Source organism: Pseudomonas alcaligenes, from assembly GCF_014490745.1.
GTDB classification, from domain to species: domain Bacteria; phylum Pseudomonadota; class Gammaproteobacteria; order Pseudomonadales; family Pseudomonadaceae; genus Aquipseudomonas; species Aquipseudomonas alcaligenes_C.
Genome location: NZ_LZEU01000001.1, coordinates 745,174 through 762,939, shown reverse-complemented (window position 1 = coordinate 762,939; position 17,766 = coordinate 745,174). Strand labels below are relative to the sequence as shown.

Sequence of the window (17,766 nt, the reverse complement as noted above, 5' to 3'; positions counted from 1 at the left end):
AGACACTTTTCGTACAGAACCTGGCTCACTGGGCCGCTGTACCCCAGTAGCGCGCCGCGGTCTGCTCCAGCCAGCCTTCTTCCAGCATCTGGCGCAAGGCGGTGCCAATCAGCGCCTGCTCCCTGGGGCGCGGGCTCTCGCGGGAAAAACCGATGTACAGGTGAGTGGTCGACTGCGGCCGGTAAGCCAGCTTGACCAGACTCCGGGCCAGCTCGGGATCGCGCAGCTGGTAGTCGAGCTGGCAGTCGGTGCCGACCAGCAGCTCGACCCGTCCGCGCAACTGCATCTGCAGCAGCTGCTGCTCGTTCTTCACCCCGACCTTGGTCAGGCTGGCGTCGGCGTCGAAGGGCTGGAAATAGGCCGAGTCGAGCACGTAGCCGATGCGCGGCCCGCGCAGCTGGGCATATTCGGTGATGGCCGCGGCCTGTGGCGGCGGGCCGTAGAAGCGTGGCGAGCAGGCGTAGTAGGACGGCTGCAGGTAGTCGATAAAGGCCTCGCGCTCGCTGGTGCGCGCCAGCCCGGTCATCATCTGCGTATGGCCGCTGCGCATGTCGGCCAGGGCCCGCGCCCAGGGCACCACCTGGATCTCGAACTGCAGGCCGGTACGCCGGCTCAGCTCGTCGAGCAGGTCGATATCCAGCCCCTGCAGGCGCCCACTGTCATCGCTCATGCGGAACGGCGGCCAGTAGTTGTCGACCTCGACGCGCAGTGGCGCCACCTGCTCGGCCCAGCCAGCGCACGGCAGACCCAGCCACAAGGCCAGCCAGGCCCCGCGCCATGCCGGCGCGCTCACGTGCGCCGGCAAGCGGCGTACGTCCTGGCTGGACACTTCGCGACCCATGACCGCCTCCAGACAACCGGTAAGGAATCTGACAGGCATTATGCACGCCGGTGCCAATCGCGACAGCCCGCCAGGCATGCCGGCGCCGGCCTTCTCGGGTATGCTGTGCGCCTTCCTTGCCCGCACCGCTCGCCCATGACCCTGCCTCGTCCGCTGCGTATCAGCCTGCTCACCCTGGCCAGCGCCGCCGCCATTTTCGCGGCCCTGATCTATTGCCTGACCTGGCACCCGGTCGCGCGCGAAGAGGTACCGGTCGCCTGCCATATCGCCGCGCCCCAGCTGCGTCCCGGCCAGGCCCTCAAGGTGATGACCTGGAACCTGCAGTCGCTCGGCGGCCGCGGCCGCGTGCCGCAATACCTGCTCGATGCCACCGCACCGCCGACGCGCCAGGCCAGCGCCACCGTACGCGCTGCCACCCTCGACCAGGTCGTGCGGGTGCTGCGCGAGGAACAGCCGGACATCCTCTTCCTGCAGGAACTGCAGGACGGCGCCCGCGCCAGTGACTACGAGGATCAGCTGGCGCTGCTGATGGAACGCCTCTCCGACCTCTACCCGTGCCGCAGCGAAGCCTTCTACTGGCGCGCCGCCTTCGTCCCGCATCCGCGCATCTTCGGCAGCGTCGGCATGAAGCTGGCCACCCTCAGCCGCTTCCACATCAGCAGCGCCGAGCGCCAGCAACTGCCAATGAGCGACGGCAACCCGCTGACCCGCCCGTTCGCACCCAAGCCGGCCCTGCTGGTCAGCCGCCTGCCGCTGCATGGCGGCGGCGAACTGGTGGCGCTGAACAGCCACTTCGCCCCGGCCGGGCGGCATGCCGACAACCTCTACCTGCAGGCCCAGATGACCCGCAGCCTGCTCGACCACCTGGAACAGAGCGCCACGCCCTGGGTGTTTGGCGGCGACCTCAACCTGCTGCCGCCCGGGCAGTACGCCCAGCTGCCCGCGACCCAGCGCGCCGGCTATGCCGCGCACAGCGAACTGGCCAGTCTCGCCCACCAGCTGCCGAGCATTCCCAGCGGCGCCGATGCCGCCGGCCCCGAACGCCAGCAGTGGTACAGCTTCACGCCATTCGGCCAGGCCAGCGCCGACCGCACCCTCGACCACCTGCTGTACAGCCCGCGCCTGAGCCGCCTCGATGCCCAGGTACGGCGTCACGACACCGCGGAAATCTCCAACCACCTGCCGCTCAGCGCGCGCCTGCTGCTGCCACTCAACTGAGCCCGGCAGGCCACTGGACAAAGGCGGAGGCGCTCGCCATGCTCTGGGCCTGAACCAGCGCAATAACAACAAGACGGCTCACAGCCGCGAAGTGGACATGCCCAGACTCCTTCTCGCCGTCCTCCTGGTGCTGCTGAGCAGTGCCGCCGCCCATGCGCAAGCCCCGGCGCCCGCCAACGTGGTTCACGTCGGCTATTACGAATTCCCGCCCTATTCCTGGACCGACACCGACGGCAAGCCGCAAGGCTCGATCCTCGCCCTCACCGAACGCCTGCTGCGCCATGCCGGCTACCGCGGCGAATACCGCTCGCTGCCGGGCGCGCGCCTGTATGCCGCCGTGCGCGATGGCAGCGTGCAGCTGTGGCCCGGTGCCGGCGGCAAGAGTGAACTGCAGGGTCACACCTTCGAGGCGCGCAACAGCCTGGGCGAGATCAGCCTGGCCCTGTACCGCCGCGCAGGCACCCCGGCGCCGGCGATCCCCCTCGACCTGCGCGACAAGTCGGTGATCGTGATCAGCGGCTACAGCTACTGGAAGTCGGTCAACGACCTGCTCGCCGACCCGGCCCTGGGCATCACCACCCACCGCACCAGCACCCATGCCTCGGCCCTGGAAATGCTCCTGCGCAAGCGCGGCGACTACCTGCTGGACTACCAGGCGCCGGTCGAGCAGACACGCAAGACCCTCGGCCTGTCGCCGCTGCCGGTCACCGTGCTGCAGCGCATGCCGTTGCGCCTGATCGCCTCGCGCCACGCCCCCGGCAGCCAGCAACTGCTGGAGCAGCTGGACAGCGCCTACGACGAGCTGCGCGCCAGCGGCCATGACCTGGATCTGAAGTAGCCCCGCAATTCCTCCTCGTCCCCACTGCGCGCTGTGGCGTAGGGTGCGCCGCGCCGGAGGTTACTTGCGCGGTTTGGCCCGTGCCGTGGGCTCGGCAATCAGCGGGTCATCCGGCCAGTAGTGCTTGGGATAACGGCCCTTGAGATCCCTCTTCACCTCGGCATAGGTGTTGGCCCAGAAACTGGCCAGATCCTGGGTCACCTGCACCGGCCGGCGCGCCGGCGACAGCAGGTGCAGCTTGAGGCCCAGACGGCCGCCGGCGATGCGCGGGGTGGTGGCCAGGCCGAACAGCTCCTGCAGGCGCACCGCCAGCACCGGCGGCTCCTCGCTGTAGTCGATGGCGATGCGCGAACCGGACGGTACCGTCAGGCTGCGCGGCGCCAGCTCGTCGAGACGCTGTGGCAACGGCCAGGGCAGCAGCCCGGCGAGCAGCGCCGACAAGTCCAGGTTGGCGAAATGGCTGAGCCGGCTGACCTTGCCCAGGTAAGGCTGCAGCCAGTTCTCCAGGCTGGCCAGCAGCGCCGCGTCGCCCAGATCCGGCCACTCGCTGCTGCCCTGGGCGGCCAGGTCGAGGCCGCGCAGCAGCGCCACCCGCGCCTGCCACTGGCGCAGCTCGGGTGTCCACGGCAGCAGCTCGAGGCCTTTGCGCCGCACCAGGCCGAGCAGGGCACGGGCACGCGCCTCCTCGTCCAGGCCACTGAGCGCCTCGCGACTGAGCACCAGCTCGCCGACCCGGCGCTGGCGCTCGGCGCGCAACACGCCTTCGCGCTCATCCCACTCCAGTTCGTCGCGCTGGCTGACCTGCTCGGCCAGCTCGCCGTCGAACAGCGCCGGGTCGAGGTCGGCGGCCAGGTAGATGCGCTCCTCGCGCTGGCCCTGACGGCTGCCGAGGTCGGCCACCACCAGCCACTCGTGCTTCATCAGGGCATCCGGCTCGCCGAACAGCGCGGCGCGGCCGTTGGCCAGGCGGTACTCGCCACCGCCGGCGCGGCGCTGGCGGGCCACCCGGTCGGGATAGGCGAAGGCCAGCAGGCAGCCAAGCCAGCGCGGGCGCTCGGGGTCGAGTACCGCCGCATCGGGCTTGCCGCGCAGATAGGAACGGAATTGCCGGGCCAGCTGGCGCGCTCGCTGTACGCCACCCCGCGAGCTGCCCGAGGCGCGCGTCTCGCCGGCCAGCAGGCTCATGCGGCTGTGCAGGTCGGCACCGCCGCCACGCAGGATATCGCGCTCACCAAGCAGCGCCGCCAGGTCGCAGGCCAGCGCGGCCAGGCCCAGGGCCTGGCCGCGCAGCAGCAGGTGGGCAATGCGCGGATGCGCCGGCAGCTCGGCCATGGCCTGGCCATGGCCGCTGAGGCCGCCACGCTCGTCCAGCGCGCCGAGCCGCTGCAGCAGGTCGCGGCCCTGGGCGAAGGCCGCCGCGGGTGGCGCATCGAGAAAGGCCAGCTCGGCCGGCGCCACGCCCCAGCGCGCCAGCTGCAGGGCCAGGCCGGCCAGATCGGCCTGGAGAATTTCCGCACTGCCGTAGGCGGCCAGCTGTTCGTGCTGGGCCTCCGACCACAGGCGGTAGCACACCCCCGGCTGCAGGCGCCCGGCGCGGCCGGCGCGCTGGGTGGCGCTGGCACGGGAGATGCGCTGGGTGTCGAGACGGGTCATGCCGCTGGCCGGGTCGAAACGCGGCACCCGCGCCAGGCCGGCATCCACCACCACGCGCACGCCGTCGATGGTCAGGCTGGTCTCGGCGATGTTGGTGGCCAGCACCACCTTGCGCAGCCCCGCCGGCGCCGGCTCGATGGCCGCGCGCTGGGCCGCCAGGTCGAGCTCACCGTGCAGCGGGCAGAGCAGGATGTCGCCCCGCCCGCCCAGGGCCTCGGCCAGCTGTTCGTGCAGGCGGCGAATCTCGGCCTGACCGGGAAGAAACACCAGCAGGCTACCCGGCTCGTCGGCCAGGGCCTGCAGCACCGTCTGCAGCACCCGCGGCTCGATCCATTCGCCGGGCTGGAACGGGCTGCCCCAGCGGATCGCCACCGGGTGCATGCGCCCCTCGCTGCGCACCACCGGTGCAGCGCCGAGCAAGGCCGAGAGGCGTTCGCCCTCCAGGGTGGCGGACATCAGCAACACCTTCAGCGGCGCCTCGTCACGCAGCAGCTCGCGGCCATTGAGGGTCAGGGCCAGGGCCAGGTCGGCATCCAGGCTTCTTTCGTGGAATTCGTCGAAGATCACCAGGCCGACGCCCTCCAGCGCCGGATCGTCCTGCAGGCGGCGGGCGAGGATGCCCTCGGTGACCACTTCGATGCGGGTCTTCGGCCCGACCTTGCTGTCCAGACGGATGCGGTAGCCCACCGTCTCGCCGACCGCCTCGCCCAGCTCGCTGGCCAGGCGCTCGGCGGCGGCACGCGCGGCCAGGCGGCGTGGTTCGAGCATGAGGATGCTCTGCCCGGCCAGCCACGGCTCGCCCAGCAGCGCCAGCGGCACACGGGTGGTCTTGCCGGCGCCGGGCGGCGCTTCCAGCACGGCCTCATGGCGCTCGCCAAGGGCGGCACGCAGGGCAGGAATAACGGCATCTATGGGCAGGGGATTCATGGCGGCTCCGCAAACGAGGCGGCGATTATAGAGCGCCGGGGCGACGAACCGGGCATGCGCTGTCGCGGTCTCAGAACTGCGCCGGATTTGCGCCGAGCCATCCAACTGCAACAGCGGCCTTGGTATAGTGCCGCATCATTTTCCGGAGGTGCCCATGCACATGAAGTCTCGTGTTATCGGCGGCGTTCTCGCCCTGTCCCTGGTCAGCCAGCTGACCGCCTGCGGCACCCTGTTCTTCCCCGACCGCCGCGGCCAGATCGAAGGGCAGATCGACCCGCTGGTGGCCGGCCTGGATGCCATCGGCATCCTGTTCTATGTGATCCCCGGGCTGATCGCCTTCGGCATCGACTTCGCCACCGGCGCCATCTACCTGGAGAACGACCAGTACTCGGTAGCGCCGGAGAAACTGCAGGACGCCATCGGCGCCAACGGCCAGGTCGACCCGCTCAAGCTGAAGGCCATCATCGCCCGCGAGACCGGCCGCCAGCTGCCCCTCGACGACCCGCGGCTGATCCAGCAGCGCGGCACCCTGCAGCAACTGGCCGCCTTCGGCCTGCGTCCGGCGGCCTGATGCACGGCGCGCTGCAAACCCACCTGCAGCGCCTGCTGGCCTACCACGGCTGGGCCTATGCGCGCCTGCTCACGGCCCTGAATACCCTGGACGAGGCCCAGTACCGGGCGCCGTGCGGACTGTTCTTCGGCAGCATCCACGGCACCCTCAACCACCTGGCCGTGGTCGACCGTATCTGGCTGGCGCGGGTGCGCGGCGAGGCGCCACCTTTCACCCAGCTGGATGTCGAGGCAGTGAGCGAGCGTGCGGCCATGGAGAGCTTTCTGCAGGTCGGCGTCGCCGCCTGGCACAACCAGCTAGACGGCCTGACCGATGTCGAGCTGCTGACGCCCATCGCCTACTGCAACATGGCCGGCGAGCCGTTCCAGCGCCCGCTGCTGGATATCGTCAGCCACCTGGTCAACCACGGCACCCACCACCGCGGGCAGATCACCGCGGCGCTCACCGCCCTCGGCCAGCCAGCGCCGAAGCTGGACTACATCTACGCCCTGACCGAACTGCCATGAACATTGATCCCTCCCACGCACGCCTGATGCGCCTGGCGACCGGCGCCGCCCTGGCCCTGGCCTTGACCCTGGCGATAGCCAAAGCCGTCGCCTGGTGGCTGAGCGGCTCGGTGAGCCTGCTCGCCGGTCTCACCGACTCGCTGCTGGATGGCGCCGCCTCGCTGCTCAACCTGATCGCCGTGCACTACGCCCTGCGCCCGGCAGACGAGGATCACCGCTACGGCCATGGCAAGGCCGAGGCCCTGGCCGGGCTGGCCCAGGCCCTGTTCGTCGGCGCCAGTGCGGTGCTGGTGGCCGTGCAAGGGGTCAAGCACCTGCAAGACCCGCACCCTCTGGGCGCGCCCGGCCTGGGCATCGCGGTAATGATTGCATCGCTGGTGCTGACTGCCGCGCTGCTGCTGTTCCAGCGCCATGTGGTGCGGGTGACCGGCTCCTCCGCGGTACGCGCCGACTCGCTGCACTACCGCTCCGACCTGCTGCTCAACAGCAGCATTCTGCTCGCCCTGCTGCTCGCCAGTTTCGGCTGGCAGCGCCTGGATGCGCTGTTCGGCCTGGGCATCGCCGCCTACATCCTGTGGAGTGCGGTGAGCATCGTGCGCGAGGCAGTGGCGGTGCTGATGGATCAGGAGCTGGCGCCAGAGGTCAGTGAACGCATCCAGCTGCTGGCAGCCAGTGTGCCTGGCGTGCTCGGCACCCACGACCTGCGTACGCGGGTTTCCGGCAGTCACTGGTTCGTCCAGTTGCACCTGGAGCTGTCGGGCAAGTTGCCGCTGTCGGAAGCTCACCACCTATGCGAACAGGTCGAGCGGGCCATCCATGCCGAGTTCCCGCGCGCCGAAGTACTGGTGCATCCCGACCCGGTGGAAAGCGCCGGCCATTGATGGCCGAACCATGCGGGAACACTGCAGGCCGCAGGACAGGCGATGAAACGCACCGCGACCATCTAGAGCAATTACTCTAAAACCCCGTAGACTGGCGCCCCTCCCACAACAACAAGATCGAGGATTCGCGCATGCCACTCACTTCTTCCGCCCTCGCCCTGCTCGGCCTGGTCGCCCTGCCGCTGCTGCTCGTCCTGCTGATGGTCAACCAGCGTGGCCTGCTGGTGCTCGGCGGGCGCATGCAGGTCAACGGCTTCGCCCCCGACGGCAGCAACACCCCCAGCGGCTTCGGCCAGCGCCTGGTGCGCGCCCACGCCAACTGCCTGGAGAACCTGCCGATGCAGGCGGCCGTGCTGCTGTACGCCATCGCCAGCGGGCAGACCGCGCTCACCGACCCGCTGGCCGGCGTCCTGCTCGGCGCGCGCCTGTTCCAGGCGCTGATGCACCTGATCAGCACCAGCGCGCTGTTCGTCTGGCTGCGCTTTGCCGGCTTCCTGGTGCAGCTGCTGATTATGGTCTGGTGGCTGCTCAGGCTGACGGCGCTGGCCTGAGTCGCCAAACGCCCGCACCGGCCGCGACCGATTGGCCCTTACAGGGCACGCCCTACTCGCTAAATTGCAGGCAAGAAAAAGGGGAGGCACCTGGCCTCCCCTTTTTCTTGTCCGGCACTGACGATCGTGTCGCCGCTTTCCTCGCCCGCCTGATTGGGCGGTGCGGACCCGGGAGCCTGCACGACCCGGTAGGGTCGCCGGCGCCGCGGCACCTGATTGGGCGCTGCGGGTGGACATACGTCCGGGCCATGAAACTGAGGGAAAGCTTAACCAGCCAGCGCCGGCACAGGATTGCGAATATTGCTCAACAGATAGCAACTTGCGCAATTTTTCACCCCTGATAAATTCATCAGCGCAATCCATCAAGAAAAAGAGCAACCAATGAACAAGCTTGATCGCTACGACCTGCGCATTCTGGCCGAACTGCAGCGCGATGCGCGCATCTCCAACCAGGAGCTGGCCGAGCGCATCGGCCTGTCGCCGTCGCCCTGCTCGCGGCGGGTCAAGCAGCTGGAAGACGACGGCTATATTGCCCGCCAGGTGGCCCTGCTGGATCGCAAGAAGCTCGGCCTGAGCCTGACCGCCTTCGTCCTGATCGGCATGGATCGCCACACCCCGGAGCGCTTCGAACACTTCCAGTCGGTGATCCGCCAGTGCCCGGAAGTGCTGGAGTGCAGCCTGGTGACCGGGATGGACGCCGACTACCAGCTCAAGGTGGTGGTGCCGGACATGGATCACTACCAGAAATTCCTCCTCGGCCAGCTGACCCGCATCGAAGGGGTGACCAGCGTGCGTTCCAGCTTCGTGCTCGACTCGGTGATCGCCAGCACCGAGCTGCCGCTGGAGCACCTGCGCGGCTGATCGCCGCAGGGCCGACCGATGCCTGCTGCTTAAGCGGACGGGACGCGTATAATCGCCGCCCCGTTGTCCGCTAGTGCCGCCCGAGGTCCCCGATGGAAACCGAACAGTTCGAAAACCTGATGATGTACGTGCTGGTCGGCGGCCTGATGATCTTCATGTTCTTCATCATCTGGGATCTGGCCAAGAAGTCCAAAGCCGGCCGCCTCGGCACCGCCATTCTGTTCCTCGGCCTGGGCCTGTGCCTGTTCGCCTTCCTGGCCAAGCCGCTGATCACCTACATCATTGAAGTGACCCGCGGCATTCACGGCTGAGGCCTCACCGTAGGGTGGGTGTAACCCGCGTAGATCGCACTCGCGGGTTGTACCCGCCCTACGCTTGCCGCTACAGCTGCGGCAGCAGATCCTTCCACTCGCCCGGCTGCAGGCCATCCAGGCTCCACGGGCCGATCCGCACCCGCACCAGACGCAGGGTCGGCAGGCCCACGGCAGCAGTCATCCGCCGTACCTGACGGTTGCGCCCTTCGCGAATCACCAGTTCCAGCCAGGCGGTCGGCACGCTCTTGCGAAAACGCACCGGCGGGTTGCGTTCCCACAGCTGCGGCTCATCCAGGCGGCGCGCCTCGGCCGGCAGGGTCGGCCCGTCGTTGAGCTGTACGCCTTCGCGCAGCTGACGCAGCTGTTCCTCGCTCGGCTCGCCTTCCACCTGCACCCAGTAGGTCTTGGCCAGCTTGTGCTTGGGGTCGGCAATGCGCGCCTGCAGGCGGCCATCGTTGGTCAGCAGCAACAGGCCTTCGCTGTCGCGATCCAGGCGCCCGGCCGGGTAGACGCCAGGCACGCTGACGAAGTCCTTGAGAGTGGCGCGGCCCTGCTCGTCCTGGAACTGGGTGAGCACGTCGAACGGCTTGTTCAGCACGATCAGCCGCGGTTCGCTCGGCGGTGCCTTGGCCTCCCGGCGTGGAGCCGGTTTGCCGGCGGGGCGGCGGGGAGCGGAGGGGCGAGGCGGACGCGACATGGCAGGTTCGATCAGGCAAGGGGAAGCGCAGTGTAACCGAGCCGACCGATGCCTTATCAGCGCCATTGATCATGCCCCGCTAGAGCGCCAGGGCGGCTATGCTGGCGAGATCGTTTTTCCGCCCGAACCAGGAGCCACAGATGAGCAGCGAGTCCGTCCTCGACACCTTCACCGGCTGGGCCGCCAAGGCCGCCGGCGCCGCCCTCGAACCCTACGACTACAACCCCGGCCCGCTGGGCGCCGAGGAAGTCGAAGTGGCGGTGGAGTTCTGCGGCATCTGCCACTCCGACCAGTCGATGATCGACAACGAGTGGGGCAATGCACGCTTCCCCTTCATTCCCGGCCACGAGGTGGTCGGCAAGGTGGTTCGCGTCGGCGACCAGGTGCGCGGCCTCAAGCTCGGCCAGCGGGTCGGCATTGGCTGGTACAAGGGCAGCTGCATGCACTGCCACTCCTGCATGGAAGGCACCCACCAGCTGTGCCGCACAGTGAAACCGACCATAGTCGGCAGCAACGGCGGCTTCGCCAATCGCCTGCGCTCTCACTGGGCCTGGGCTATCGCCCTGCCGGACAACCTCGAGCCGAGCGCCGCCGGCCCGCTGTTCTGCGGCGGTTCCACGGTGTTCGCGCCGCTGCTGGAGCACGACATCAAACCCACCGACCGGGTCGGCGTGGTCGGTATCGGCGGTCTCGGCCACCTGGCCCTGCGCTTCCTCAATGCCTGGGGTTGCGAAGTCACCGCCTTCACCTCCTCGCTGAGCAAGCAGGAAGAAGCCCAGCGCCTCGGCGCGCACAAGGTGGTGGCGTCCACCGACAGCGCCGCGCTGAAGGCGATTGCCGGCACCCTGGATTTTCTGCTGATCACCGCCAGCGCCGACCTGGACTGGAACGCCCTGCTCGCCACCCTGCGCGGCAAGGGCCGCCTGCACTTCGTCGGCATCGCGCCGAATGCCATTCCGGTGCACGTGTTCAGCCTGATCCCGCAGCAGAAGAGCCTGTCCGGCTCGCCGGTGGGTTCACCGGCACATATGGCGACCATGCTGGAGTTCTGCGCCCGCCATCAGATCCTGCCGCAGGTGGAGATCTTCCCGATGAGCCAGGTCAACCAGGCCATCGACCACCTGCGTGCCGGCAAGGCACGCTACCGGGTGGTGCTGGACGCCAGCAAGTGACAGACGGGGCGGATCGCCGGCATGATCCGCCCCTGTTTTTCTGCCCCAGGTGATCCCCCTTATGCCGCACCTGATCGAAACACCCAGCAGCAGCGACCTGCCGCGCCTGCTCGAGGTCTGGGAGGCAGCGGTGCGCGCCAGCCATGACTTTCTCGAAGAACACGACATCCAGGTGCTCAAGCCGCTGCTGGTCGAGCAGTACTTCCCCCAGCTGCAGCTGAGCTGCGTGCGCGCCGCGGATGGCCGGGTCGCCGGGACGCCGGTCGCCGGCTTTCTCGGCTATGCCGAGGGCAAGGTGGAAATGCTTTTCGTCGAGCCTCAAGCCCACGGCAGCGGCATCGGCAGCGCGCTGCTGGGCGATGCCATCGAGCGCCTGGGCGCGACCCTGGTCGACGTCAACGAGCAGAACCCCAAGGCCCTGGGCTTCTACCTGAGCCAGGGCTTCAGGGTGCTGCGTCGCTCAGCAGTGGATGGCGGCGGCCGCCCCTTCCCGATCCTGCACCTGGGCCTTTGACGGCCGCGCCCTAAGAGCCTTTTCAAAGGCTCGCGAGCTAGAGCCAGGCAAGGCGAAATTGGGCGAAGAAGCGCAGTTTACGAGTAGTAAATGAGCATTCTGAGGCCGATTTCAACGCAGCATGGCCGACGCGCAGCAGCCTTTGAACAGGCTCTCAGCGGAACGGCGGCTCGTCGAAGCTGCGCAGCTTGCGCGAGTGCAGCGAGTCGAGCTGGCAGCGCAGCAGGTCGAGGGCGGCAATGCCGATCGACAGGTGCTGACTGACCGCGCGCTGGTAGAAGCCGGTGGCCGAGCCGGGCAGCTTGATCTCGCTGTGCAGCGGCTTGTCCGACACGCACAGCAGGGTGCCGTAGGGCACCCGCAGGCGGTAACCCTGAGCGGCGATGGTGCCGCTTTCCATGTCCACCGCCACCGCTCGGGCCAGGTTGATCAGCGGCCGCTCGTGGGCCCAGTGCAGCTCCCAGTTGCGGTCGTCGTAGGTCAGCACGGTGCCGGTACGCAGGCGCTTCTTCAGGGTCTCGCCCTTCTCCCCAGTGACGGTCGCAGCCGCCTCCTGCAAGGCCTGCTGCACTTCGGCCAGGGCCGGGATCGGAATATGCGGCGGCAGTACCCGGTCGAGGATGCCATCGCGGCGCATATAGGCGTGGGCCAGCACGTAATCACCGATAGTCTGCGATTGGCGCAGGCCACCGCAGTGACCGATCATCAGCCAGCAGTGCGGGCGCAGCACGGCCAGGTGGTCGGTGATGTTCTTGGCGTTGGACGGGCCGACGCCGATGTTGACCAGGGTGATGCCGTGACCGTCGTTGGCGATCAGGTGGTAGGCCGGCATCTGGTAGCGATGCCAGACCACCGCGTCGGCCACCGCCTGGGCGTCTTCTTCCGAGGTGCCGCGTTCGATGATCACGTTGCCCGGCAACACCATGCGCACGAAGCGCGGGTTGTCGCGCAGCTGCTCCAGGCCATGGCGGATGAACTGGTCGACGTAGCGGTGGTAGTTGGTCAGCAGGATCCACGGCTGCACATGGCGCCAGTCGCTGCCGGTGTAGTGCTGGATGCGCTTGAGCGAGAAGTCGGTGCGCGCCGCGTCGAACAGCGCCAGCGGCAGGTCGCTGCTGTCGCCCCAGCCATACAGGCCGTCGGCCACCGAGTCGGTGGCGGCGGACAGGTCGGTGCTGGGGAATACCCGCGCCAGCTCGGCGGCGGTCACCCCGGAACCGGCCAGCTCGTCACCCTGCTCGACCACGTAGGGATAGGGAATGTTCTGCTGGCTGAAGCCGACTTCCACGGTCACGGTGAAGTCTTCCATCAGCGGGCGCAGCTGGTCGAGCAGGTAGCCACGGAAGGCATCCGGCTGGGTCACGGTGACCCGGTAGGTGCCCGGCACCTGCACCTTGGCATAGGCACGCACGCTGCTCGGCACCTCGCCCTGGCACAGGTAGGTCAGGCGCAGCTCGGGGTAACGGAACAGCGCGCGCTCGGCCTCGCCGGGCTGCACGCGCTCCTTGAGGTAATTGCGCAGCGCCTGGCTCAGCGCCCCGGTGGCCTGGCGGTGCAGGGCGGCAAGGTGCTCGACGGCTTCCTCGGCGGTGGCGGCGACAACAAATTCACTGGAGGCGATGGCAGACACGGGGCAGCTTCCTGGCGGCTGGGATGGCCCTATCTTGCGCCTATCCGCCGCCGCGCCGCCAGCCGGGCAAGTGCAGGAGGGACAGCCCCGCTCACTCCTTTTCGCCACTCCCCCTCCCTGCCGGGAGTAGCCCCGCACCCCGGCGAAAACCCTCTTTGGCACGATTGGAGCGCGGCCCCTGTTGCTCCTAGATTGCGCAGCCGGATGCAGTCTCCCGGCCTCAACAAGAACAATATGCGGAGACCCAACACATGCCCAACCTCAACAAGCTCGCCCTGGCGGGCGTGGCCAGCCTGGCCTGCCTGAGCCTCGCCCAGCCGCTCCAGGCGGCCGGCTACACCCAGACCAAGTACCCCATCGTGCTGGTCCATGGCCTGACGGGCTATGACAGCATCGCCGGACTGTACGACTACTTCTACACCGTGCCCTTCAACCTCGAGCGCAGCGGCGCCAAGGTGTATGTCGCCAGCGTGGCTGCCTTCAACAGCAGCGAGCAGCGCGGCGCAGAGCTGGTCAAGCAGATGATCCCCTGGGCCGCGGCGGGCGGCGGCAAGGTCAACCTGATCGGCCACAGCCAGGGCGCTCCGACCGCCCGCGTGGCTGCCGGCCTGCGCCCGGATCTGGTGGCCTCGGTGACCTCGGTCGGCGGTGTCAACAAGGGCGCCAAGGCCGCCGATGCCCAGGGCACCAGCATCTGGACCACCGCCTACGCCGAAGCCACCGGCTACCTGGTCGGCATCCTCTCCGGCAACTACCACCAGCAGGACGCCGAGGCCGCGCTCTACAGCCTGAGCACCAGCGGCAGCGCGGCGCTGACCAAGAAGTATCCCTGGGGGGTGAACACTGCCAGCAGCTGCGCCAAGTCCAGCGAGCTACAGAGCGTCAACGGCTATCCGATCCGCTACTACTCGTGGACGGGCAACGCGCCCTACACCAACGCCCTGGACGTGATCGACGCGTCCCTGCTGACCCTCAGCGCCCTCTACGGCAGCGAGAAGAACGATGGCCTGGTCGGCGTCTGCAGCAGCTACCTGGGCCTGGTGATCGGTGACAGCTACAACATGAACCACATGGACGAGGTCAACCAGATGTTCGGCCTGCGCGGCCTGACCGACCCCGTGTCGCTGTACCGCCAGCACGCCAACCGCCTGCAGGGCAAAGGCATCTGACCCCCACGCGCCGCCGCCCGGCGGCGCACTTTCAGGAAGCACGCATGCTCAATCCCAGACTGCTTGCCGTACTGGCTGCCGCCCTGCTGCTCGGCGCCCTTGTGCCCCTGGCCATGCCCCTGCTGCTGGCCCCCGAACTGCCGCAGCCCAGCCCGCTGCCACGCCTGGCGAGCAGCGCGGCGGCAGCGCCCGCCGTCACGACCACGCCGCTCCAGACAGCCCCCGCCGCCAGGGCTGCCGCTCCCGGCGATACCCACACCGATGGCGCCGTACGCGAGGACGAACACGGCGACCTGCTGATCGACCTCGCCCTGCGCGACTACCTCGACTACTTCCTCAGCCGCGCCGACCTGGTCGGCCTGCCCCGGGCCACCGCCGCCCTCTATGCCGACGCCCAGCCACGGCTCGCACCCAAGGCCCGCCAGCAGCTCGGCCAGTTGCTCGACCACTACCTGCAGTACAAGCAGGCCGTGCTGGCGCTGCTGGACGCCCCGCTCAGCGCCGAGCAGCAGCACGACCCGGCGGCCCAGCTGGCACTGCTGCGCCAGGTCGGCGAACAGCTGCAGCAGATGCGTCGCCACTACCTCGGCGCAGAGGTGGCGCAGGCCTTCTTCGCCGACGAGGAGGCCTACGGCAACTACAGCCTGGCGCGCATGGAGCTGCTGGCCGGCAACAGCGACCCGGCCAGCCGCGAGCAGGCCCTGGCCGAACTGGAGCGCCAGCTGCCGCCGGCGATCCAGGCCAGCCGCCAGCGCTATGCCGAGCAGCAGCAACTGGCCGAACAGACCCGCCAGCTGCTCGACAGCCCGCAGGATGCTCAGCAGCTGCGCGGCCAGCTGGGCCAGCTGTACGAGCCGGAGGTGGTCGAGCGCCTGCTTGCCGAACGCCAGGCGGAACAGGATCTGCAGCTGCGCTACCGCGACTACCGGGTGCAGGCCGACAACCTGCGCCACGCGGCCCTGGCCAGCGAGGATCGCCAGCGCCAACTGGACGAGCTGCGCCAGCAGATGTTTCGTGCCGATGAGCAGCGGCGAGTGGAAATCATGGACAGCACCCCGGTGAACTAGTCACGGACGGACTGAATACCACCTGCCGGTTACGGATTGACCCGCACCGGCAGGCAGCCTAGACTTCGCGCCCCTCGCAGCCCGACCCACAGCGCCCCGATGCTTTCGCTCGCCCACCAGCCCTGCTCTGCCCAGCCCGACCCGCGGCTGCTGGCGCGCACCTGGCCGCGCGACGCCAAGCTCAAGCGCCGGCGCAGCGTGCTGTTCGCCTTCACCTTCTCCCCGCCCGCCAGCCTGCGCTGAGGCACTCGGCCGCGCGCCCCGCGCTGCCGCTCCCGTTGCCGTCATTCCCTGTGCCGCCGTGCCCTGCCGCGTCGGTATCCGTCGCATTTTGGCCAGGCCCGGGCCGTAACGGGCAGGAGAAACACATGAACCGTTGGTTGCTCGGCGTCCTCATCTTCGCCGTGTCCGTGATCGGCCTGAGCATGGGCGCAACCCTGCCGCTGGTGGCCCTGCGCCTGCTCGAAGGTGGCGCCTCGCCGCTGCAGATCGGCCTGCTCTCGGCCATGCCGGCCGCCGGCATGATCCTCGCCGCGTTCCTGGTCGCCCCGCTGAGCAAACGCCTGAGCGGGCGCCGCCTGTACCTGCTGTGCTTTGCCCTGTGCGCCTTCAGCACCAGCGCCCTGGAGTGGTTACCCGACTCGCTCTACCTGCTGGCCGGCGCGCGCCTGGTGCTGGGCATCGGCATGGGCGTGGCGGTGATCCTCGGCGAATCCTGGGTCAACGAATTGTGCGAGGAGCGCAAGCGTGGCCAGCTGGTGGCACTGTATGCCGCCTGCTTCACCGGCTGCCAGCTGCTCGGCCCGGCGCTGATCAGCCTGCTCGGTGCGCAGAGTCCCTGGCTGGTGGCCGTGGTCACCCTGGCCAACCTGCTGGCCCTGGCGCTGATCTGGCACAGCCTGCCGGCCAGCTGGGCCGAGCCGGCCCACGACGAGCCGCGCAGCTTCTCCCTGGCCGGCTTCTTCCGCGTCGCCCCGGCGCTGTGCACCGGCGTGCTGTTCTTCGCCTTCTTCGATAGCGTGGTGCTGTCGCTGTTTCCGGTGTACGCGGCCGGCCACGGCTATGCCATCGGCATTGCCGCGCTGATGGTCACGGTGATCCTGCTCGGCGACATGCTCTGCCAGGTGCCGCTGGGCTGGCTGTCGGATCGCTGGGTGCGCAGCCACCTGCACCTGCTGTGTGGCGTGCTGGCACTGCTGATCGGCTGCGCGCTGCCCTGGCTGATCGAGACGCCGGCCCTGCTGTGGCCGGCCCTGGCGTTGCTCGGCGCGGTGGCCGGCGGGGTCTACACCCTGGCTCTGGTGCTGATCGGCGAGCGCTTTCGCGGCGCCGACCTGGTCACCGCCAACGCCAGCGTCGGTCTACTGTGGGGCGTCGGCAGCCTGCTCGGCCCGCTACTCAGTGGCAGCCTGATGGCCAGCAGCCCGCAGGGTCTGCCGCTGGCCCTGGGCCTGGCGGCGGCGCTGTTCGTGGTCACCGCCATCGGCACTGGCCAGCGCAGCACGGTCGCCCGCATCGCCTGAGCGGCAGGACGCGCCGCGGCGATCTAGGCTTGGCCTATGCCCGCTTAGGAGTTCGCCCGTGCGCGTCCTGTCCATCCTGTGCCTGCTCACCCTCCTCCAGCCCGCCCTGGCCAGCGAGCTGGACGGCCATTACCAGGCCACCCTCGACGGCCAGCCGGCCGAGCTGATCCTGCACAGCCAGGACGCCGAGGTCAGCGGCGAGTACATCGAGAACCACCGCCTGCGCCTGAATCTGCGCGGCCAGTTCGACGGCCAGACCCTGCAGGCGCAGATCAGCGACCCACGCAGCGGCCAGGTGCTGGCCAACATGAACGCCAACTACGCCAGCGACATGCTCAATGCCAGCATCGCCGCGCGCGATCCGGGCAATGGCCAGACCCTGGTGCGCGAGGCGCTGTTCCAGCGCATGGCAGTGGCTGACGAGCCGCCCCCGAGCGCCGGCCCCACTGCGGTAGCGGCCACCGAGCTGGCCACGGTGCCGGTCAACCCGGATCAGGATCCGGCGCTGGTGGGCACCTGGATCTACGAGCAGATGACCACCAGCAGCGGCGAGGAATTCGCCTCACTGAGCAGCGTGACCACCCTGCGCATCCGCGCCGACGGCAGCATCGACCAGTGGCGGCGCACGGTGGCCGGCGGCAGCGAATGGAGTTACGACCGCCCCGGCGAGCTGCAGTACAGCGGGCGCTGGCGCAGTGCCGACGGCCTGCTGCTGGTGCAGCTGCAGGGCAGCCGCGAGTACCAGCCGGCGGCCCGCTACCACTTCAGCGAGCCGTTCCTGGTCACCGAAAGCAATACCGGGCAGATGACCTGGCAGCGCCGCTGAGCACCGG

General features: G+C 68.9%; 19 protein-coding genes. 15 read left to right on the top strand and 4 right to left on the bottom strand.

From position 1 onward, the window contains the following. Window positions 1-25: 25 nt before the first annotated feature. Window positions 26-841, bottom strand: coding sequence for a substrate-binding periplasmic protein (locus A9179_RS03400; protein WP_187804456.1), 816 nt, complete (start codon window positions 839-841; stop codon window positions 26-28). A gap of 135 nt (window positions 842-976) precedes the next feature. On the opposite strand from A9179_RS03400, the gene A9179_RS03395 reads away from it, so the two are divergent. Together A9179_RS03395 and A9179_RS03390 are read left to right on the top strand one after the other, a co-directional pair. Next, window positions 977-2,059: an endonuclease/exonuclease/phosphatase family protein gene (locus tag A9179_RS03395; protein ID WP_187804455.1), complete on the top strand. Its 1,083-nt coding sequence runs from the start codon at window positions 977-979 to the stop codon at window positions 2,057-2,059. Window positions 2,060-2,156: 97 nt separating this feature from the next. Next, the gene (locus tag A9179_RS03390) at window positions 2,157-2,897 is read left to right on the top strand and encodes a type 2 periplasmic-binding domain-containing protein (RefSeq protein WP_187804454.1); all 741 of its coding nucleotides are present in this window, start codon (window positions 2,157-2,159) and stop codon (window positions 2,895-2,897) included. 60 nt (window positions 2,898-2,957) lie between these two features. On the opposite strand, the gene hrpB is transcribed toward A9179_RS03390, so the two are convergent. Then, window positions 2,958-5,477 (bottom strand): ATP-dependent helicase HrpB, encoded by a 2,520-nt coding sequence (gene hrpB, locus A9179_RS03385; RefSeq protein ID WP_187804453.1) that lies wholly within the window; start codon window positions 5,475-5,477, stop codon window positions 2,958-2,960. Window positions 5,478-5,631: 154 nt separating this feature from the next. Between hrpB and A9179_RS03380 the strand changes: the two genes are divergently transcribed. The 6 genes from A9179_RS03380 to A9179_RS03355 all read left to right on the top strand — a co-directional run bounded on the left by A9179_RS03380 (window position 5,632) and on the right by A9179_RS03355 (window position 9,158). Further along, entirely contained in the window at window positions 5,632-6,048 is a 417-nt protein-coding gene (locus A9179_RS03380; RefSeq protein WP_187804452.1) for a polyribonucleotide nucleotidyltransferase, read from the top strand. Further along, window positions 6,048-6,554 (top strand): DinB family protein, encoded by a 507-nt coding sequence (locus A9179_RS03375; RefSeq protein ID WP_187804451.1) that lies wholly within the window; start codon window positions 6,048-6,050, stop codon window positions 6,552-6,554. Before A9179_RS03380 ends, A9179_RS03375 begins: the two co-directional genes overlap by 1 nt. Beyond that, window positions 6,551-7,435, top strand: coding sequence for a cation diffusion facilitator family transporter (locus tag A9179_RS03370; protein ID WP_187804450.1), 885 nt, complete (start codon window positions 6,551-6,553; stop codon window positions 7,433-7,435). Before A9179_RS03375 ends, A9179_RS03370 begins: the two co-directional genes overlap by 4 nt. 131 nt (window positions 7,436-7,566) lie before the next feature. Then, window positions 7,567-7,986: an MAPEG family protein gene (locus A9179_RS03365; protein ID WP_187804449.1), complete on the top strand. Its 420-nt coding sequence runs from the start codon at window positions 7,567-7,569 to the stop codon at window positions 7,984-7,986. A 381-nt stretch (window positions 7,987-8,367) separates the two neighbouring features. Beyond that, the gene (locus tag A9179_RS03360; RefSeq protein ID WP_187804448.1) at window positions 8,368-8,847 is read left to right on the top strand and encodes an Lrp/AsnC family transcriptional regulator; all 480 of its coding nucleotides are present in this window, start codon (window positions 8,368-8,370) and stop codon (window positions 8,845-8,847) included. A 92-nt stretch (window positions 8,848-8,939) separates the two neighbouring features. Further along, the gene (locus A9179_RS03355; RefSeq protein WP_187804447.1) at window positions 8,940-9,158 is read left to right on the top strand and encodes a DUF2788 domain-containing protein; all 219 of its coding nucleotides are present in this window, start codon (window positions 8,940-8,942) and stop codon (window positions 9,156-9,158) included. 70 nt (window positions 9,159-9,228) lie between these two features. On the opposite strand, the gene A9179_RS03350 is transcribed toward A9179_RS03355, so the two are convergent. After that, a complete protein-coding gene (locus A9179_RS03350) occupies window positions 9,229-9,858 on the bottom strand; it encodes a pseudouridine synthase (RefSeq protein ID WP_262410519.1) in 630 nt (209 codons plus the stop codon). Window positions 9,859-9,998: 140 nt separating this feature from the next. On the opposite strand from A9179_RS03350, the gene ahr reads away from it, so the two are divergent. Next, window positions 9,999-11,030 (top strand): NADPH-dependent aldehyde reductase Ahr, encoded by a 1,032-nt coding sequence (gene ahr, locus A9179_RS03345; RefSeq protein ID WP_187804446.1) that lies wholly within the window; start codon window positions 9,999-10,001, stop codon window positions 11,028-11,030. 61 nt (window positions 11,031-11,091) lie between these two features. After that, entirely contained in the window at window positions 11,092-11,544 is a 453-nt protein-coding gene (locus A9179_RS03340) for a GNAT family N-acetyltransferase (protein ID WP_187804445.1), read from the top strand. 154 nt (window positions 11,545-11,698) lie between these two features. Here A9179_RS03340 and amn read toward each other — a convergent pair whose 3' ends face one another. Continuing rightward, the gene (amn, locus tag A9179_RS03335) at window positions 11,699-13,174 is read right to left on the bottom strand and encodes an AMP nucleosidase (RefSeq protein ID WP_187804444.1); all 1,476 of its coding nucleotides are present in this window, start codon (window positions 13,172-13,174) and stop codon (window positions 11,699-11,701) included. 251 nt (window positions 13,175-13,425) lie between these two features. Here amn and A9179_RS03330 point away from each other — a divergent pair, with 251 nt between their 5' ends. The 5 genes from A9179_RS03330 to A9179_RS03310 all read left to right on the top strand — a co-directional run bounded on the left by A9179_RS03330 (window position 13,426) and on the right by A9179_RS03310 (window position 17,759). Next, window positions 13,426-14,343 carry a lipase family alpha/beta hydrolase gene (locus A9179_RS03330; RefSeq protein ID WP_187804443.1) on the top strand — a complete coding sequence of 306 codons (918 nt, stop codon included), beginning with the start codon at window positions 13,426-13,428 and terminating at the stop codon, window positions 14,341-14,343. A 44-nt stretch (window positions 14,344-14,387) separates the two neighbouring features. Beyond that, entirely contained in the window at window positions 14,388-15,410 is a 1,023-nt protein-coding gene (locus A9179_RS03325; protein WP_187804442.1) for a lipase secretion chaperone, read from the top strand. 99 nt (window positions 15,411-15,509) lie between these two features. Further along, entirely contained in the window at window positions 15,510-15,653 is a 144-nt protein-coding gene (locus A9179_RS03320) for a hypothetical protein (protein WP_187804441.1), read from the top strand. A gap of 125 nt (window positions 15,654-15,778) precedes the next feature. Continuing rightward, window positions 15,779-16,933 (top strand): MFS transporter, encoded by a 1,155-nt coding sequence (locus tag A9179_RS03315; protein ID WP_187804440.1) that lies wholly within the window; start codon window positions 15,779-15,781, stop codon window positions 16,931-16,933. A gap of 58 nt (window positions 16,934-16,991) precedes the next feature. After that, a complete protein-coding gene (locus A9179_RS03310) occupies window positions 16,992-17,759 on the top strand; it encodes a hypothetical protein (RefSeq protein ID WP_187804439.1) in 768 nt (255 codons plus the stop codon). Window positions 17,760-17,766 lie beyond the last annotated feature (7 nt).

Bases quoted from the DNA above. Each gene is read 5' to 3' on its own strand.
- A9179_RS03400 (WP_187804456.1), bottom strand. From the start codon at position 841: ATGGGTCGCGAAGTGTCCAGCCAGGACGTACGCCGCTTGCCGGCGCAC.
- A9179_RS03395 (WP_187804455.1), top strand. From the start codon at position 977: ATGACCCTGCCTCGTCCGCTGCGTATCAGCCTGCTCACCCTGGCCAGC.
- A9179_RS03390 (WP_187804454.1), top strand. From the start codon at position 2,157: ATGCCCAGACTCCTTCTCGCCGTCCTCCTGGTGCTGCTGAGCAGTGCC.
- hrpB (WP_187804453.1), bottom strand. From the start codon at position 5,477: ATGAATCCCCTGCCCATAGATGCCGTTATTCCTGCCCTGCGTGCCGCC.
- A9179_RS03380 (WP_187804452.1), top strand. From the start codon at position 5,632: ATGCACATGAAGTCTCGTGTTATCGGCGGCGTTCTCGCCCTGTCCCTG.
- A9179_RS03375 (WP_187804451.1), top strand. From the start codon at position 6,048: ATGCACGGCGCGCTGCAAACCCACCTGCAGCGCCTGCTGGCCTACCAC.
- A9179_RS03370 (WP_187804450.1), top strand. From the start codon at position 6,551: ATGAACATTGATCCCTCCCACGCACGCCTGATGCGCCTGGCGACCGGC.
- A9179_RS03365 (WP_187804449.1), top strand. From the start codon at position 7,567: ATGCCACTCACTTCTTCCGCCCTCGCCCTGCTCGGCCTGGTCGCCCTG.
- A9179_RS03360 (WP_187804448.1), top strand. From the start codon at position 8,368: ATGAACAAGCTTGATCGCTACGACCTGCGCATTCTGGCCGAACTGCAG.
- A9179_RS03355 (WP_187804447.1), top strand. From the start codon at position 8,940: ATGGAAACCGAACAGTTCGAAAACCTGATGATGTACGTGCTGGTCGGC.
- A9179_RS03350 (WP_262410519.1), bottom strand. From the start codon at position 9,858: ATGTCGCGTCCGCCTCGCCCCTCCGCTCCCCGCCGCCCCGCCGGCAAA.
- ahr (WP_187804446.1), top strand. From the start codon at position 9,999: ATGAGCAGCGAGTCCGTCCTCGACACCTTCACCGGCTGGGCCGCCAAG.
- A9179_RS03340 (WP_187804445.1), top strand. From the start codon at position 11,092: ATGCCGCACCTGATCGAAACACCCAGCAGCAGCGACCTGCCGCGCCTG.
- A9179_RS03330 (WP_187804443.1), top strand. From the start codon at position 13,426: ATGCCCAACCTCAACAAGCTCGCCCTGGCGGGCGTGGCCAGCCTGGCC.
- A9179_RS03325 (WP_187804442.1), top strand. From the start codon at position 14,388: ATGCTCAATCCCAGACTGCTTGCCGTACTGGCTGCCGCCCTGCTGCTC.
- A9179_RS03320 (WP_187804441.1), top strand. From the start codon at position 15,510: ATGCTTTCGCTCGCCCACCAGCCCTGCTCTGCCCAGCCCGACCCGCGG.
- A9179_RS03315 (WP_187804440.1), top strand. From the start codon at position 15,779: ATGAACCGTTGGTTGCTCGGCGTCCTCATCTTCGCCGTGTCCGTGATC.